Source organism: Mastigocladopsis repens PCC 10914, from assembly GCF_000315565.1.
Taxonomy (GTDB): domain Bacteria; phylum Cyanobacteriota; class Cyanobacteriia; order Cyanobacteriales; family Nostocaceae; genus Mastigocladopsis; species Mastigocladopsis repens.
This window is the reverse complement of record NZ_JH992901.1, coordinates 2,373,956-2,390,952: the sequence shown is the minus strand read 5'-3', so window position 1 is coordinate 2,390,952 and position 16,997 is coordinate 2,373,956. Positions and strand designations below refer to the sequence as shown.

Genomic DNA, 16,997 nt, shown 5'->3' with positions numbered 1-16,997 from the left:
ATCGGGTTTATTTCAGAAATTGATAGCCTACTATCCTTCTAAATTAAAGGAGCATCGTTCGGCAATACTGTCACCTTGAGCCATAACTCATTCAGTATCATCAGTATGATAAATATGTACACGATTTCGCCCTTTGTTTTTGGCTACATAGCAAGCTGCGTCAGCAGCACTTAATACACTATTCATACTTTGGTTATCTGCGTTAAAAACAAGTAACCCAATGCTGACACCAATATTGAAAGATTTATCTTGCCATATAAAACGAAACTCCTGGATACGCTGCAATATTGTGTTAGCAATCCGCAATGCTGGCTCTAGAGGGCAAAATTCCAGCAGTATGGCAAATTCATCTCCACCCAGACGTGCTAAAGTATCGGACGAGCGTACTGAGTTTTGCAACACCTCAGTCACTTGACGCAAAAGTTCATCACCAGCGATATGACCGCAGGTATCGTTAACAATTTTGAATCTATCTAAATCTAGATAACACAGCGAATGTTGCAGATTTTCTGTCTTAGCGCTTTTCAATGCTTCTTCCAAACGGAATTCAAATTCCCGACGGTTGAAAAGTCCGGTTAAAGCATCGTGAGTAGCTTGCCAAGAGAGTTGTCTTGCCATACTGCGTATCTGGGAAACGTCTTGAAACACCATCACCGTACCAATAATTTGACCATCCCGAGCGCGAATGGGTGCAGCAGAGTCGTCAATCGGTATCTCGCTACCGTTGCGGGTAATCAGGACGCTATTTTTATCAAGACCAACGATACTGCCAGAACGCAAGGCTTTTTCTACGGGATTTTCCAAAACTTCCCGTGTAGTTTCATTGACAACTTTAAAGACCTCTGCCAATGGCTTTCCTTGTGCATCCTGAAGACTCCAGCCAGTCAATTGTTCTGCAACCGGGTTAAGATATTTTATCTGTCCAGAAGCATCGGTTGTGATGACTGCATCTCCGATAGATTGCAGCGTCACCTGAGCCAGTTCTTTTTCTTCAAAAAGTGCTTGTTCTAAAAGTTTACGCTCAGTGATATCAAACGCTACGCCTCCGACTAACTGTCGTCCCTCACCATCCTGAAAAGGAAACTTAAAAACTAACCAGTAATGGGGACGTCCATCTGGTGTGGGAACGGTTTCAATAATCTGTCCAACTTTACCTGTAGACAGGACTTGTGTATCATTCTCCCGCACTTGTTTTGCTGTCTGTTGTGGTATCCAATCAAAATCCGTTTTGCCTTGCAAATTAGCTAACTCAATGTTGAAATGATGCTCTAACGTCTTATTGAGGTAAACGTAGCGCCCTTCGGAGTCCTTCATAAAAGCGACAGCGGGAGTGTTGTTCATAAAAGCTTGAAAGCGTTCTTCGCTTTCCCGCAACGCCGCCTCTGCTTGACAGCGCAAGATAAATTGACCAATCTGGCTGCCAATAATAACCATCACACTCAGCAAATCTGACTGTGGCTGTTGAATGTTGTGGCTGAAGAAAGTCATCACAGCTTTGATTTCGTTCCCGCATTTGATAGGAAAACCAAAAGCTCCATGCAAACCTTCTTTTACCGCGCTTTCCCTCCACTGGTCGTTCTCATTTTGAAGATCATTGACCCAGACGGGTTCACTCCTAGCCCAAACGCAACCCGGAAGTCCGACCTTTGGTGAAAAGGTCATTTGTTGTGAAACCAACTCAAACTCAGGAAAATTAACACTTGGTCTGTGCCAAGTAGAACTGAGTTGCAGCTCGTTAGTTTGCCGCTCTATGCTCCAGAATTCACCTAAATCCCATCCTAGTTCAAAGCAAATAGTAGATAAAATTTTCGTCGTGGCTTGTGAAACTGTGGTGGAAGAAGCTAATATACGTGTCGTGGTATGCTCTACGCTCTGAAGCTGTTCGGTTCGCTTGCGTTGTGTAATATCGCGACCAACATAGACAAAATGTTGTAAGCCCTCTATCTCGGTTGAAACAGCAGAGAAGGAAACAATAAGCTTTCTTTGTGTTTTGGTCTGACAAATGACTTCGTAATCATGTAAAAAATCTCTTTTAGATAAGTGATTTAACTGAAAAGCTTTTTGTAAGAATTTATCGTCATTAATAAGTGTTGAAATGGGTTGTAATATTAATTCTTCTTGGCTATATTCAAACAATTCTAGTGCTGTTTGATTGACAGTGGTGATATTTCCAGAATCTGTTGTGATAAATAAGGCGTCTCTTATAGATGTGAGAAGTTTATCAATATAATTATAAGCAGTAGATAAGGCGTTTAATAAATTCTCAGTCAAGAGATTATCTGTCTGTTTTTCTTGCAACAACTTTTGCTCTAAAACATTTCTTTCTGTTGCATCTTTTATCAAAAAGATCAAGCTATTTTTCAAACCGATAATATGCCAATCAAGATAACAAGAAGGACCGGTTTGCTTAGAAGAGATAATACCTTTTAATTCAAAACTCTTTTGTTGTCCTTCGATGATGTCGATTAAATAGTTTTCATATTCTATTAATTCAGGAAAACTAACTCGAACATCTTTTCCTAACATAACTTCTGCGGGAAATTCAACAAAACGTTGAACACCTGGGGAAGTTTCCAGAATCACCAAGTCGTGAGATACTACTAAACATTCTGTATGATTTGGAGATAAGATTTTTTCTATAATGGTATCCATAAAAAGTTGGTGTAGGGATACTATAAGAAAAGTATTTGAAAGGCTTTGGGTTGATATCGTATAACTGTTATTGAGTATCTATGGATTTTATAAAACATTAAATTTTAGGTATAGAATAAAAATCTGTATATTGTATTCAGTAAATCCCCTGAATTATTTTATATGTTATAATAAAATTATGAAAAATTACGTATTGACAAAAAATAGGTTTTTGAAAAAGCCTGTAAAATTTCTATAAAAGACCTCGAACTCAAACTTTGGGAGTTGCAAAATGAAGCTTGATTCATAGGTTTTCATTGTTATTGTAAAGACATTTATTTCGGCAGGATTCATATGATAAGAGAAAGCTCCAAACTTCCCTGATGAATTGAGTGATTGTATGGACTATGACTTGAGTCATGATTGTAGGGGTGACTTTCTCCTCATGTAACTTTTAAATTTGAAGTTCTATGATAGTGGTATCAAGCAAGAGAAACCCAAGAGATCCTTTAATGAAACTCAAAAACTTATCAATCATTTGCGGGGCGATCGCTCTTAGTTTAACTGCAACCTCCTTCGTCGTCAAAGCAGAGGCAAATTCACCCTTAGTTATTGCACAATCTCAGCAAAAGGGGGGAGCACTCCAACGTTTGGGACTGACGGATGAACAAAAAGCCAAAATCAAAGAAATCCGCAGCAATGCTCGTGCTGAAATGGACAAAATTCTGACCGAACAGCAACGGGAACAGTTAAAAACAGCTATGCAAAACCGCCAGGGAAAGGGAGATAGGTTTGCTAGTTTGAATTTGACTGATCAGCAAAAAAACCAAATGCGCCAACTGATGCAGTCACAGAAAACGCAGATTGAAGCAATCTTGACACCACAGCAAAAAGAACAACTACAAAAATACCGAGAGGAGATGCGTGCTCGTCGTCAACAACGCAATATGTAGCTTATCACTAGCGCTTTTAAATTTATAGCGGTTCTCTAGTTGTATTGAATACAGTTTTTGTGGGGTGGAGAGAAGTTGCGTGCGGGGGTTCCCCCCGCCCTTGCAAACTGAGCGCAAAGCGCACGCTGCGCGTTGGCGGAGCATCTTGAGCGCCTTAAATCCAGGACAGCTCGTGTCGCCCATCCCACAAAAAAATCATGAAAACTGCTAGCAACAATGAACAATAATATATTCTGCTATCCAACAGTAGCAGGGGCTTTCGCTAACTTACCATCTTCCATATAGACAATGCGATCGGCTATGTCCAAGATGCGGTTATCATGAGTCACCAGCAAAATCGTACAAGCTTGCTCTTTCGCTAGATTTTGCATCAGGTTCACCACATCTCGACCCGACTTACTATCAAGGGCGGCGGTGGGTTCGTCTGCTAGAACAATTTTGGGATGACTCACCAGCGCACGGGCTATGGCAACTCGTTGTTTTTGTCCCCCAGACAAATCATCTGGGTAATAATTAAGACGATTTCCCAATCCTACTAACTCTAGCATCTCCGCTGAACGTCTGTGCATTTCTTGTGGGCTAATACTCTTGTGCAGTTCCAAACCCATCCTGACATTTTGCAGTGCTGTTAGGCTACCATGCAGGTTGTGTGCTTGGAAGATATAGCCGTTACTACGTCGCGCCAGAGTGAGTTGTGCTGCACTTGCACCACACAGTTCTCGTCCTAAAACGTACAAACTCCCTTCTTGAGCAGAACGTAGCCCACCCACCAAGGTCAGCAGTGTCGTTTTACCAGAACCAGAGGGGCCGGTCATAATCACAATTTCACCGGCGTTTATCTCCAAGTTGATGTCAAATAGCACTTGTTTGCGGAGTTGACCTTTACCAAAGTAGTGGTTGAGATTTTGAATAGAGATGACAGGTTCCATAGTTAATTGTTAATTGTTAATTGTTACAGCGCAACTCAATTGAATAAAGTACTAATTTATCTGTGTCCATCTGTGTCCATCTGTGGTTCATTATTTCTTATTTCTTTGTGTACCTCACTCAGTTGCAAACCGCTGTAATTGTTAATTGTTAATTGTTAATTGTTAATTGTTAATTGTTAATTGTTGACTACTATCCACTACCTACTACCCAGTTGCTTAAAACATATCGGCGGGATCAGCAGATTGAACTTTACGAGTGGCGATCGCCCCAGAAATCATACACATGATTATGGTCAGTACCTGTACCTGAATTGCTCGTGCTAAAGTCATGTACAATGGTAAGTTAGTTGCATTCCGGGTGAGGGCGTACAGTCCTACGGATACAGTCATACCTGGTAGAAAACCTAACGCTGCCATAATGATTGCTTCTTCAAACACAACCCCTAGCAAGTAGGCATTGCGATACCCCATTGCTTTGAAGGTGGCGTATTCTTTCATATGTGCGTTCACATCGGTAGAAAGAACTTGATATACGATAATCACCCCCACCATGAAGCCCATGGCTACGCCCAAACTAAAGATAAAGCCGATTGGCGTATTTTGTTGCCAGTAATCCTTCTCAAATTGAATAAATTCCTCTTTTGTCAGAACTTTGACATCATTATTACCGACTAGATAAGACTTCAAGGTATTTGCCACTTGTTGCGGGTCATAACCTGGTTTTAGCTGAATCAAACCCAGGTTCACACTGCTTGCGTCCTGTCTGGGAAAGAGTCGCAGAAAGTTCTGATCGCTCGTTATCAGGCTACCATCAGCGATAAAGGAAGCCCCCACTGTAAATAAGCCACCAATAGTTATTGTCCGCCGCTCTATTTCGGTGGTGACGCTTTTACTTTGGTCAAGTTGGGTAAGTGCTTCGGTGTAATCCCCTCTGGAGGCGCGGTCAAATAGGGCTGTATCTGGTAGCTTGAGGATGTTTAATTGACGCTTAACGTCCGGTAAGTCGAAGGCTGGCTGATCAGGATTGAAACCCATAACCAGTACCCCAGTCTTCTGGTGTGTTTGGGGATTCTTCCAATCAATAAAACCAAGATACATTCCCTCTGCCGATTTCACCCCCGGTACATCCATTGCTTGGTAAAGTCGTCGCCGAGCAAATGTAGACAAATACGCTAGGTTACGTGCTTGAGGACTGACTAAAAAAATGTCTGCCTGCATACTGCTATGCAGTCTGGTGTTACTGTTAAACAGGGCAGTCTGAAAGCCTAGCTGCATGAACATGAGAACATCGGCAAAAGCAATACCTGCCAATGCCACTAAAAAGCGCCCCTTCTGATGACTCAGTTGCAGCCATCCTAACGGTGTTCGCCGCTGTAGTTGCTGAATTTGCTGGATCAGTCCAATCACAGAGAAATCACCGCCCTTACTTGCAAATTGGAGTATCTAGCAGCTTCCTGGCTGGAAGGTTCATCCAGGCGTACATGGACTTCCACGATTCTGGAATCAATATTGCTTGTGGGGTCGCTGTTGATGACATTCTGGCGTTCTACCTGCAAGCCAACCCTCTCCACAGTTCCCATTAATGGACCAAGTAGAGATTCACTTAGCAGCTGCACTTGTTGCCCTAAACGCACTTTGTTAATATCACTTTGATAAACTTCTGCTACTGCATACATCTGGCTGGTTTGCCCTATCTCTGCAATACCGTCATTGCTGGACACCAATTCTCCAGGACGGGTGTGAATTTTAAAGATTTGACCTTCTTGGGGCGATCGCACGAAAGCTTGTCTAAGGTTTGCCTCTGCTCTTTTGACGGCTGCGATCGCACGATTGACTTCTGCTTGAGCTGCTGCTACATCTACAGAACGAACTTCTGCAATTCTATCTAAGGTCGCTCTGCCTTCTTTAAGTTGTTGTTCTCGCGATGTCTGGATGCGTTGGAGGTTGGCTTTTGCTTCTAATAGTTGTTGGTCTTTGGTGGCTTGGATGCGTTTGAGGTTTGCTTGTGCTTCTAATAGTTGTTGCTGCGCTGTCGTGAGAGCCAAGCGCTTGGTTTCCTGGAACGAGGTAGAAACCGCCCCTTGCTGATAAAGTGCTTGATAGCGTCGGTATTCCGCCAGGGCATTGTTTTGCTGTGCCTGCACTTGAGCAATGCTGGCTTTTTGTGCCTCAATTTCCGTCTCTCTTTCTGCCTCTAGGCGAGCAATGGTTGCTTGTTGTGCTAGAACTTCTGTGTCTTGTTCCGCTTGAATGCGGGCAATAGCTGCTTTTTGCGCTTCTATTTCTCCTGTTTTGGCACCCGCTTTGATTTGGGCAAGATTTGCCTGGGCGACTTTTACCTGCTCTTGTGCTTCTGCTAAGGCTGCGGTCAGGCGATCGCGACTGTCTAAAATTGCAACCACCTGTCCTTGGGTTACCTTCGTCCCTTCCCTGACCAGTAGTTGTTCAACCCGGTTCCCCTCGGTTGATGTTGGCGCAGAAAGTTTAATGATTTCTCCCTTTGGTTCCAAGCGTCCCAGCGCTGTCACCGTTCTTACTTGTACTACTGGAATCGCCTCCTCTTTTGTCGCTTCAGGGTTGGTATTCCGGGATTTTTGTACCGTGTAAACACCCATTCCTCCTGCTGTTACACTTGCCAGTACAGCCATCAGAACAGGTGGACGTAAAATCGGTTTTAAAGGCGATGAATCTTCTATGTTAGAGTTTTCAAGCATGGATGCTTTCATGGGCGTGTAAAACTAAACCGTTTAGTCGTATAATATATCTATACTAAACTGATTAGTTTCGTTTCGCTCCAAACAATTTTCATTACCTATGTTGCAATCAAATGAAAATTGCTTGTGTTGGACACATCCTAGATAGATTATCTGAGGGAGGCTATTAAGACCATATACCTTTGGTAACATTTTGGGTGAATGTTGCAGCTTAACGTTATCAGTTATTAGCTGTTGAATGATTTGGTTAGGCAAAAATTTGGAAATGATTGGTACTTTATTTTGTCTATCCAACGAGATATTGATAAAGGTTTCACACAATATGGAGTAACCCTAGAACATAAAGGAACCATCTATTAAATTCTTTACATACAGTACATTGCAAGTAAATGAAGTACAACGCGCTTTGTCTAAAAGCCAGACAGAAAGCACTTTTTACTTCTGACTTCTGAGTTTTAAATTTTTCTATAAGATTAAGAGTATTTTTGAAAAATGGTGCGCGAAAGAGTTACTGAAATTGAGATCGACAGATCCTTAGAGAAGATTGAACAAATCCTGCAAGGGGCAATGCATGAATTTCTCCTTCATGGCTACGCTGGTACTAGTATGGATAGAGTAGCGACGTGTGCAGGGGTTTCTAAAGCCACAGTTTACAGCCACTTTCAAGATAAACAAGGTCTCTTTAAGGCACTGGTCGAGAAACTGGCTCAAAAGCGGTTTCATTCCATTTTTGGTACAGAACACCTTGAAGGAGACCCGAAAATAGTATTGCGCCGATTAATCACAAAAGCATTGAATCAGATGCTTAAAGATGAAGAGTTTCGTGCGTTTAAGCGAGTACTGATTGGCGAGTCTGGTCGTTTTCCTGAGTTAGCCCAGTTTTGTATTCTATGTTTGATAAAACCGACTATTAAGACTCTGAGTCATTACCTAGCTTCTCACCCAGAACTAAAAATACCTGATCCTGAAGCAACGGCACGAATTCTTATCGGATCATTGGTTCATTTTATGATGACTCAGGAGATGATGTACGGTAAGGACATTATTCCGATGGAGAGCGATCGCTTGATTGATGCTTTGATACACCTGATTCTCAAATCAAGCGAGTACTGATTGGCGAGTCTGGTCGTTTTCCTGAGTTAGCCCAGTTTTGTATTCTGTGTTTGATAAAACCGACTATTGAGACTCTCAGTCATTACCTAGCTTCTCACCCTGAATTGAAAATACCTGATCCTGAAGCAACGGCACGAATTCTTATCGGGTCATTGGTTCATTTTATGATGACTCAGGAGATGATGTACGGTAAGGACATTATTCCAATGGAGAGCGATCGCTTGATTGATGCTTTGATACACCTGATTCTCAAATCAAATGAATAGATTTTCTGCAAAAATTCCGGTTGAAGGATATTTGGAACCGCAGATGCACGCCGATGGACGCAGATGAATTTACTTATGCAATCTTGTCTAATATGTAGGCAAAAGAACTCACGACTCTTGGTCTGCTTAGTGAAGTTGGCGTCCCCTCTAAATTGTGTAGATAATATTTAGCCAAAAATTAGTTCCAAATCTAACACAAAACCAGGTAAGACATCCTCACCCGATAAATTTTTGGGAGAATAGAGAACTTCCACCGCTACATGAGGACGATAAATTTCCACTTGTTTCTCTTGAGGATGAATCAACCAACCAAGACGCAAACCATTTTCTATATATTCCCTCATTTTGGCTTGAGTCTCTTCTATATCATCACTTTCCGAAACCAATTCCACTGCAAAATCAGGACATAAAGGAAGGAACTTCTTTCTTTGTTGTGGTGTTAATCTTTCCCATCGTTCTATAGTTATCCAAGATGCATCAGGAGAACGAGTTGCACCATTGGGGAGTTTAAAACCTGTCGAAGAATCAAAAGCTTTTCCGAGATTATTTTGACGACTCCAAAACCATAGTTGACCTAATAAATCAAAGTTACGATTCCCCGTTTCTCCTCCCGTAGGTGACATTATAATTAATTCCCCTTGAGCATCCAATTCCAACCGTAATTCTTGATTAACAGCCACAAGTTGTTCAAATTCTTCATCAGTTAATTTTAGCGATGGAGGTAACTGTAAAATTAACGCGCTCATAATTAAGTATTACCATGACAAGTGAAATGACAAGTTAAATAAAAGCAGTCAGAATGCAGAATTCAGTATTCAGAATACTCCTCTTATAAAGGGATAGAGTGTTGTTTATTCGTGATCATTCAAAATCGATTCTAAGATTTCAGGCGTTAATCCTCGCTCTTGTGCTTCAAGGCTAGCTTTATCCATCGTGTTTCTCAGACGGGCGATCGCCTCTTGTCTATCAGTGGTAAATTGAGACTGCATAATTGCCGCAATCTTGAGTTGCAATTGTTCACGCTCTTCTTCAGAGGCATCCCGCAATGCCTCTGCTACCTCAGACGGCACTTTGATGGTAATTTCTTCTTTAGTAATCATGGTCTGTTCGCTTCCATAATTTCTCATCTTTAATCATGTTACTTCCTGTTACAAACAACCGAATTAGCTATACACTTTTGTTCATCAGTTAAAGTTTCTCCTAATTCCTTCTCAATAAAACCAACAGGGTCATAAATTTATGGGCTTGAGACCTACAACAGAAGGCAAAAATATAGTTTCTTCCTTCGATTCTTTGGTAATCTTTCTAATAGTCTTGCTCCCTTGCTTTACTTGCTCCTCTGTGGAGACAACGAAAGTATTATAGGTTTCAACCAGTCCCTCTCGGTTAGTGATCGCATCCCTACCCTGCGGTTTTCCTTATAAAGTATATTACGCCCACTTTGTCAATGTATAAGTCCTAAAACATACTCTTAATGTATTGAACCTGAATTCTGGAATATACTTTTTCGAGGGGTTGGGTCAAAATCCCTAGTTTAGGAGTTTTGGAAAAGTAATGAAGATAATGTGTTTGAATGGATGGGGAGGAAAGTTACAGGAACATCTAATCCCTTATGTTCACGATACGTCGCCTGATGTATTGTGTCTGCAAGAAGTTGTTCATACGCCTACCAGTCATAAGGACTGGCTGACTTATCGCGATGGCGATCATATTCTGCCTCAACGGGCGAACTTCTTTCGTGACGTGTCCGAGGCTTTGCCAGATCACGTTGCCGCATTTTGCCCCACAGCGCAGGGCGTTTTGTGGGATGGGGATCAACAGATCCCCTCACAGTGGGGACTTGCCACATTCACCCGAAAGAGCGTTCCAATCATCGGGCAGGTTCAGGGGTTCGTGCACAAGTCCTTTGAAACAAATGGTTATGGTGAGCATCCTCGGTCTCGAAGTGCCCATGCAATTCGTGTCTTTGACTTTGAGAAAGATAGGCCAGTCAGCATTGTTCATATGCACGGCTTAAGAGACCTGAACGGCAAAATGGATACGCCAGAGCGGGTGGCGCAGGCGCACAGGCTGTCAGCACTGGTGCAAGGCGTCATGGAAGAAAATGACCCTCTCGTGGTCTGTGGCGACTTCAATGTTGAGCCGGACAGTGAAACTTTTGATGTCCTCAAAAAGCTCGGGTTGACTGATCTAGTAACCTCGCGAGGATTTACCGATACTCGGACTTCGCACTACAAAAAGTCCGGACGGTTTGCCGACTACATGCTCGTCAATACATCTGTTGAAGTGGTTAGCTTTCAGGTTGTAGAGCAGCCCGAGGTATCAGATCATCGACCACTAATTCTCGAAATCTGAACTTTTTGTAGGTATCAAGTCTCATGTGAGACAAGCAATCGGTACCCAGTTGCCTGGTTGACTGACAATAATTGGTTGCTCAACGCCTGAAACGTTTGTGAACCAAAGCTTTGAGAGACATAGAAAAGCTGGGTGGGAGTCAGCATTCTAAGATTAGATACCACTCACAACCCAGAATGCTGTGAAAAAAACTCCCAATTTTACCATATATAGCATATCACGCCCACTTTGTCAATGCGTAAGTCCTAATTTTGAAGGAAAACGAGGATAAAACCTGGCAAAATATTTGCGTAGAAGGTACTAACCGAAAAGGTTGGGTGAAAGCAGATTATACAAAGAAAGTTGTGGAATAACGTGATTTTTCACAGTTAAATAAAGCATTACCACCAAACTCCCTATGCAATATTTCCCACAGAAACGCTGTGCGGTATGTCCTCTGGACACGCTGTGCGATTCGCACACCACCTCAACCCCCATCAAAAAGCTGATGCAACAAATCCAATTCACCAACACCCCACGACTCTAACCCATCTGCACCAACAACATGAGAACATACAGCACTTAACTGCATCGAATTCTCCAAAGCAATCACAACCGCCTTCGCATCCGGACTCCGCTTCAACCTCGCCCTCGTCTTCTCCTTCGCTTGACAACAAATCTGGTCTTTCGTATTGATACTATAACGAGTCGCACACAAGTCCTGAAAAATATAATCCTCTTTTTCACCCAAAGGCGCTCTGCACCATCACGCACAGGCTTTTTCAAAAAAAGTTAGGACACCATTAATGTCTATTGTTGTCTATTCATTCAGCGAAGTTTGTTAATACTCTTGCCCTGCTGACCTATCCACTCTAAAATACGATTCCACGCCCACCAAGGATCAGGGTCTTTTGCTTGGCGCTGGCACGCTTTACTACTGATATAGCCGACATGACCACCATAACGAGTCAGTAACAAATCTATGGCTGGGTTATTAGCACAAGCAGCTTGTAACTCAGGTATGAGCGTTGGATCAAACAAAGGATCATCTTCAGCGTATATAATCAAAGTCGGTTTTGCTAGATGTGGCAGCAGGGGCAAAGCACTAGTTGCGTCGTAGTAAGCTTCCACTGTGGGGAAACCTAATCGCCCAATCACCAGTTCTTCATCAAAACCCCAGATACTATTAGCTCTTTCAATCGCTTCAGGGTCAACAGATCCAGGATGAGCATCATGAATTTGCCACGCGAGTTTTTTCAACTGCCGTGCGATCGCCCTCTCAAGATATTTTCCCACAGGGTGTTTGACTAGATAAGACAGCGATCGCCGAGACTCTAGACTTGGACAAATAACTGCGGCACCGCCAATGTCAGTGTCTTCTAGCCCTAAATTCTCATCCTGTTTTGTTAGTTCTACAGCAGCTTTCACTGCCCATAGAGCTAATTGCCCCCCTAAAGAGTAGCCTGTAAACCAAAATTTTCCTGGACATCCCATTGCTTTGGCACTTGCCGCAATGCGAACAAAATCCTCTCCCTCGTACAATCCATCACTTGTTAAAGTTGGCGACAACTGGGCTGTCTTCCCGTGACCCCGCCAATCAAAGAGTACGACAGCATACCCTTGAGCATATGCTTTACGCCCTAGCAGCCTTAAATACCATTGGTTATCCAAATCCCCTGTAATGCCATAAGTGCCCACAATAGTGCCATGAGCGTTTTCAGGAATGGCTACGTATCCAAAAATAGGTACACCTTGGGCACCTATGAAAATTTTTTCTTCATAAGGCGGCTCTGGGTTATTGATTGTACGTTCCCAATGAAGAGTACCCCACCGAGCGGTGTAGACAGTCAGGACAAGACCGTTTTGTAAAAACCACGGTGGACTGTAAGAGGAGTCACACATTTAAAGCCAAAATCTAGTATAGTTTAGGTTTGGTTTCATAATCCTTTAATCTTAATCTTTATGTTATATTTAAAAAATTTTTTATAATCAATACAGTAATCTTTGTATCTACCAAAGGTTCTTATTTATCCTTAATAAGTAGTAATAAACTTTTACTAATGCCGAGGATTCTTGTCATAGACGATGACCCTGCAATTTCAGAACTCGTTGCCGTTAACCTAGAAATGGCTGGTTACGATGTCAGCCAAGCTGAAGACGGCATCAAAGGTCAGGCGCTAGCTCTCCAGCTACAGCCAGATTTGATTATGCTAGACCTGATGCTGCCAAGGGTAGATGGATTTACCGTTTGTCAACGCCTGCGTCGGGATGAGCGCACTGCGGAGATTCCCGTGTTGATGTTAACGGCTTTAAGCCAAACTCAGGACAAAGTGGAAGGCTTTAACGCTGGCGCAGATGATTACCTCACCAAACCCTTTGAAGTTGAAGAAATGTTGGCACGGGTGCGGGCGCTGTTGCGACGTACCGACCGCATTCCTCAAGCTGCAAAGCACAGTGAAATTCTCAATTACGGACCGCTTACCCTGGTTCCAGAACGCTTTGAGGCGATATGGTTCAGTCAAACAGTGAAACTGACTCACTTGGAGTTTGAGCTACTGCACTGCTTACTCCAACGCCATGGTCAGACTGTTTCCCCGAGTGAAATTCTTAGGGAAGTCTGGGGCTACGATCCAGATGATGATATAGAAACCATTCGCGTACACATTCGTCACTTGAGAACCAAACTAGAACCTGACCCGCGCCATCCCCGCTATATCAAAACGGTATATGGTGCGGGTTACTGCTTGGAGTTGCCCAGTCTGCCTCAACAGGCTGAAGGTGCTTCGACAATATCGGGAGTTGAATAACTCCCCTATCAACCAACGGGTGCTGACTCTGGGGAAAGTCGCTACGCTTCCTATGCAGCCTTCTACGTTACCGATAAATCGACGTGTTGCAATGTGTCTTGACATATCGGTTTACAAGTGTGTCAAAAGGGGGCGCAATTTTAGTAGTTCGAGTCTTGCGTCCCCGCGATAGATGATTGCGCTTCAATTCACTTGTCATCTTGGTAAATACAAAAAATTGACACTCTACGCCAATACGGTTCAGCTAAGAAGAATTGTAGGTTGGGTTTTGTACCTCAATCCAACCTACGTTAGTTCCTGTTTTTATCGCTAACTGAACCGTATTGCTTTAGTACATCTCGCATCTAATTTCAAGGGCGACAGGCTCATTGCTATTATCAAACCAACTACTATTTGTGCTGGTAATGAGCGATTGCGTTCCTCTTCGACTTCGGTTTTCGCTATTGCCTGTTCGATTGACGCTACTGGTATAGCTGTCTCTATTGCGTTGAATCTCTCCGGACTTTGTATATTTAGAGACACTCTTGAGATTTTTTAACAGACACCATACTTTCTTTCCATTTTTGGGAATAATCAATTGAGTTTTAACGGAATCGTATTGTGTCAACAGTTTCTTCACACTTATTTACCCCTCACGGTTTATCTCACCTTGATCCCTGTTACCAAAAATACAAAACAAGTTTGTTGAAAATTATAGTCATACCGACTATGCTTTATTTATGTACTCGATATGACTACGACTTAGTTTGCTCTATCAATCAGCACCCGTTTGTCTAATGACCTAATGTAATGCAGGGCAATCTAAGTAACTAAATGGAGAACTTCTTTAGCCATGACTGAACCCCAAAACTTGACAACGGCTGACGGTATCCCCGTTGCTGATAACCAGAACTCACTCACCGCTGGACCGCGTGGACCTGTATTAATGCAGGATTTTCACCTGATGGAAAAGCTAGCTCATTTCAATAGGGAACGTATCCCTGAGCGAGTTGTCCATGCCAAAGGGGCTGCGGCTTTCGGTACTTTTACTGTGACTAACGATATCAACCGCTACAGCAAAGCCAAACTCTTCTCTGAGATTGGCAAGAAAACGGAAGTCCTCCTTCGCTTTTCTACAGTCGGGGGAGAGAAAGGTTCAGCAGATGCCGAGCGTGACCCTAGAGGTTTTGCCGTCAAGTTCTACACTGAAGAGGGCAACTGGGATATCACAGGCAACAATACCCCTGTTTTCTTCATCCGCGATCCCCTCAAGTTTCCTGATTTCATCCATACCCAGAAGCGCAATCCCCAAACCAATTACAAAGACCACAACGCAATATGGGATTTCTGGTCACTCAGTCCTGAATCGCTCCATCAGGTGACGATCCTCTTTTCAGATCGAGGAATCCCGAAAACCTACCGACACATGGACGGCTTTGGTAGCCACACCTTCAGTTTGATTAATGCTAAGGGCGAGCGAGTCTGGTGCAAATTTCACTTCAAAACTCTACAAGGGCATCAAACCTTGACTTCTGAGGAATCGACCAAGCTTAAGGGAGAAGATCCCGACCATGCGACTCGTGATCTGTTTGAAGCGATCGCACAAGGAGACTATCCTAAGTGGCGCATGTGTATTCAGGTAATGACAGAGGAGCAAGCCTCAAAGCATCCAGACAATCCCTTTGACTTGACGAAAGTTTGGAAGCACGCAGACTATCCTTTAATTGAAGTCGGGATACTAGAACTAAATCGTAACCCTGAGAATTATTTCGCCGAAGTTGAGCAAGCTGCTTTTAGCCCGAGTGCAGTGGTTCCTGGTGTTAACTTCTCCCCAGATAAAGTTCTTCAAGCTCGCATCATGTCTTACCCAGATGCTCAACGGTATCGCCTGGGTGGTAACTATCAGCAACTACCCGTCAATCAGCCCAAATGTCCAGTGATGCATCACCAGCGAGATGGCTTCATGGCGCTAGGAAACAACGGTGGTAGCGCTCCTAACTATGAACCGCATAGTGCTGAAGGTACGCCCAAACAAAATCCAGCCTATGCAGAGCCACCCATCCATTTGGGTGATGTCGCAGTTGATCGCTACGATCATCGTCAAGGCAACGACGATTATACCCAAGCTGGTGATCTCTATCGATTACTGACTCCTGACCAGCAGCAGCGTCTTGTTGAAAATATCGTAGCTAGTCTCCGTCAAGCGAGAAAGGACATCCAGATGCGTCAACTTTGTCACTTCTTCCAGGCAGACATTTCCTATGGTCGTCGTGTAGCAGAGGGGTTAGGGATTTCAATTGATCCCTCAATGCTTCGCGTTACTGCTCAAGCTGTAGGTGTCTAGAGTCTAAGATAAGAAAGACTTTTTTTTCATTGGTGTTAACTTGACACCGATGGCAGGATGCCCATCCGAAGTTATTTCATTCGCAAAACTAACAAGCCAGGGGTCTAAACCCCTGGCTATACGGATAAGATGAATTGGTATAAACTGTTAGCGGTCTATTAGTTTTTTGCACTTCCCGACTTCTTGCGGGTTATAAGGTAGATGCCTAGTAGTGATAGTCCAACAGTACTCGCTGGCTCTGGAATTTTTTCCGCTGGAGTCACCTGAGTGACTGTGGCATAAATACCTGCCGTGGTTGTGTGATCCTCAAGAACACGAAAATTGCTAACACTTGTCTCACCGTCATCTTGACTAAAGCCAATTAACTTCAGTAGGTACTCATTACCATCAAATGTGAAACTGCGACTGTCAAAGTTTTCCTTGATATACACAGTATCTGCATCTTGTTGGGGACTGTCTCCGGAGTTGGTTGTATTGTCAAGCTGAAAGTCGAAGTTGAAGACTTCGTTGACATTACTAGGATTGGTAAATGATAGGCTGAGAGTGAAAGGTACGGAAACAACGTTCGTACTTTCCTCAACCATGCCATTGTAGTACTCTAAATCGCCTACCTTAAATAGCGAACCAATGTCCTTTGTGGAAAAGGAGTTTCCGGTAAAGGTTAGTTGATTTGCAGGTGTCCCATAGTTGTTCTCACGATCATCTGGACGCGAGCGTCCCCACGTAAATGTGTTAGTTCCCACACCTGAAAAGATGGGGTTGGTATTGCTCCCTGGATTAGGTTGTCCCCAGATACCATCCGAGTTGCCTAAAAAAGTTAGACCCTGAGCTTGGCTAGAGAAACCAATTGCTGTAACCATAGTTACAGCCAAAGTTGACAAAGCAGTAGTGAAAACTGAACTTAATTTCATAGTTAGGCTTTCACTC

The 16,997-nt window shown here is 43.2% G+C and carries 15 protein-coding genes and 1 pseudogene; 6 read left to right on the top strand and 10 right to left on the bottom strand.

The window, feature by feature from the left end; translation table 11 throughout:
• Nucleotides 1-87: 87 nt before the first annotated feature.
• Entirely contained in the window at nucleotides 88-2,652 is a 2,565-nt protein-coding gene (locus MAS10914_RS32105) for a PAS domain S-box protein (RefSeq protein ID WP_017316335.1), read from the bottom strand.
• A gap of 491 nt (nucleotides 2,653-3,143) precedes the next feature.
• Here MAS10914_RS32105 and MAS10914_RS0112780 point away from each other — a divergent pair, with 491 nt between their 5' ends.
• Entirely contained in the window at nucleotides 3,144-3,584 is a 441-nt protein-coding gene (locus MAS10914_RS0112780; protein WP_017316334.1) for a Spy/CpxP family protein refolding chaperone, read from the top strand.
• Nucleotides 3,585-3,820: 236 nt separating this feature from the next.
• Here the strand turns inward: MAS10914_RS0112780 and MAS10914_RS0112775 are convergent, their stop codons facing one another.
• The 3 genes from MAS10914_RS0112775 to MAS10914_RS0112765 form a co-directional block, all read right to left on the bottom strand.
• Nucleotides 3,821-4,513 carry a DevA family ABC transporter ATP-binding protein gene (locus MAS10914_RS0112775; RefSeq protein WP_017316333.1) on the bottom strand — a complete coding sequence of 231 codons (693 nt, stop codon included), beginning with the start codon at nucleotides 4,511-4,513 and terminating at the stop codon, nucleotides 3,821-3,823.
• A gap of 216 nt (nucleotides 4,514-4,729) precedes the next feature.
• A complete protein-coding gene (gene devC / locus MAS10914_RS0112770; protein WP_026082527.1) occupies nucleotides 4,730-5,911 on the bottom strand; it encodes an ABC transporter permease DevC in 1,182 nt (393 codons plus the stop codon).
• A 5-nt stretch (nucleotides 5,912-5,916) separates the two neighbouring features.
• On the bottom strand, nucleotides 5,917-7,227 hold the full coding sequence (locus MAS10914_RS0112765; RefSeq protein WP_017316331.1) for an HlyD family efflux transporter periplasmic adaptor subunit: 1,311 nt from the start codon (nucleotides 7,225-7,227) through the stop codon (nucleotides 5,917-5,919).
• A 492-nt stretch (nucleotides 7,228-7,719) separates the two neighbouring features.
• Here MAS10914_RS0112765 and MAS10914_RS0112760 point away from each other — a divergent pair, with 492 nt between their 5' ends.
• Nucleotides 7,720-8,340 carry a TetR/AcrR family transcriptional regulator gene (locus MAS10914_RS0112760; protein ID WP_017316330.1) on the top strand — a complete coding sequence of 207 codons (621 nt, stop codon included), beginning with the start codon at nucleotides 7,720-7,722 and terminating at the stop codon, nucleotides 8,338-8,340.
• Nucleotides 8,331-8,606: pseudogene (locus MAS10914_RS34160) on the top strand (TetR/AcrR family transcriptional regulator C-terminal domain-containing protein); the annotation flags it as partial. The gene MAS10914_RS0112760 and the pseudogene MAS10914_RS34160, both read left to right, overlap by 10 nt.
• A gap of 167 nt (nucleotides 8,607-8,773) precedes the next feature.
• On the opposite strand, the gene MAS10914_RS0112750 reads toward MAS10914_RS34160, so the two are convergent.
• Together MAS10914_RS0112750 and MAS10914_RS0112745 are read right to left on the bottom strand one after the other, a co-directional pair.
• Entirely contained in the window at nucleotides 8,774-9,352 is a 579-nt protein-coding gene (locus tag MAS10914_RS0112750) for a Uma2 family endonuclease (protein WP_017316329.1), read from the bottom strand.
• 105 nt (nucleotides 9,353-9,457) lie between these two features.
• A complete protein-coding gene (locus MAS10914_RS0112745) occupies nucleotides 9,458-9,733 on the bottom strand; it encodes a hypothetical protein (protein ID WP_017316328.1) in 276 nt (91 codons plus the stop codon).
• Nucleotides 9,734-10,160: 427 nt separating this feature from the next.
• On the opposite strand from MAS10914_RS0112745, the gene MAS10914_RS0112740 reads away from it, so the two are divergent.
• Nucleotides 10,161-10,961, top strand: coding sequence for an endonuclease/exonuclease/phosphatase family protein (locus tag MAS10914_RS0112740; RefSeq protein ID WP_017316327.1), 801 nt, complete (start codon nucleotides 10,161-10,163; stop codon nucleotides 10,959-10,961).
• A gap of 466 nt (nucleotides 10,962-11,427) precedes the next feature.
• Here the strand turns inward: MAS10914_RS0112740 and MAS10914_RS0112735 are convergent, their stop codons facing one another.
• The gene (locus MAS10914_RS0112735) at nucleotides 11,428-11,691 is read right to left on the bottom strand and encodes a hypothetical protein (protein ID WP_017316326.1); all 264 of its coding nucleotides are present in this window, start codon (nucleotides 11,689-11,691) and stop codon (nucleotides 11,428-11,430) included.
• Nucleotides 11,692-11,768: 77 nt separating this feature from the next.
• Nucleotides 11,769-12,842: a YheT family hydrolase gene (locus MAS10914_RS0112730; RefSeq protein ID WP_017316325.1), complete on the bottom strand. Its 1,074-nt coding sequence runs from the start codon at nucleotides 12,840-12,842 to the stop codon at nucleotides 11,769-11,771.
• Nucleotides 12,843-13,000: 158 nt separating this feature from the next.
• On the opposite strand from MAS10914_RS0112730, the gene MAS10914_RS0112725 reads away from it, so the two are divergent.
• A complete protein-coding gene (locus tag MAS10914_RS0112725) occupies nucleotides 13,001-13,747 on the top strand; it encodes a response regulator transcription factor (RefSeq protein WP_017316324.1) in 747 nt (248 codons plus the stop codon).
• Nucleotides 13,748-14,056: 309 nt separating this feature from the next.
• Here the strand turns inward: MAS10914_RS0112725 and MAS10914_RS0112720 are convergent, their stop codons facing one another.
• A complete protein-coding gene (locus tag MAS10914_RS0112720; RefSeq protein ID WP_017316323.1) occupies nucleotides 14,057-14,269 on the bottom strand; it encodes a transposase domain-containing protein in 213 nt (70 codons plus the stop codon).
• Between the two features lie 310 nt (nucleotides 14,270-14,579).
• Here MAS10914_RS0112720 and MAS10914_RS0112715 point away from each other — a divergent pair, with 310 nt between their 5' ends.
• Complete coding sequence (locus MAS10914_RS0112715; RefSeq protein WP_017316322.1) at nucleotides 14,580-16,070, top strand: catalase; 1,491 nt, start codon at nucleotides 14,580-14,582, stop codon at nucleotides 16,068-16,070.
• A 158-nt stretch (nucleotides 16,071-16,228) separates the two neighbouring features.
• Here the strand turns inward: MAS10914_RS0112715 and MAS10914_RS0112710 are convergent, their stop codons facing one another.
• Nucleotides 16,229-16,981, bottom strand: coding sequence for a choice-of-anchor K domain-containing protein (locus tag MAS10914_RS0112710; protein WP_017316321.1), 753 nt, complete (start codon nucleotides 16,979-16,981; stop codon nucleotides 16,229-16,231).
• Nucleotides 16,982-16,997: the final 16 nt, after the last annotated feature.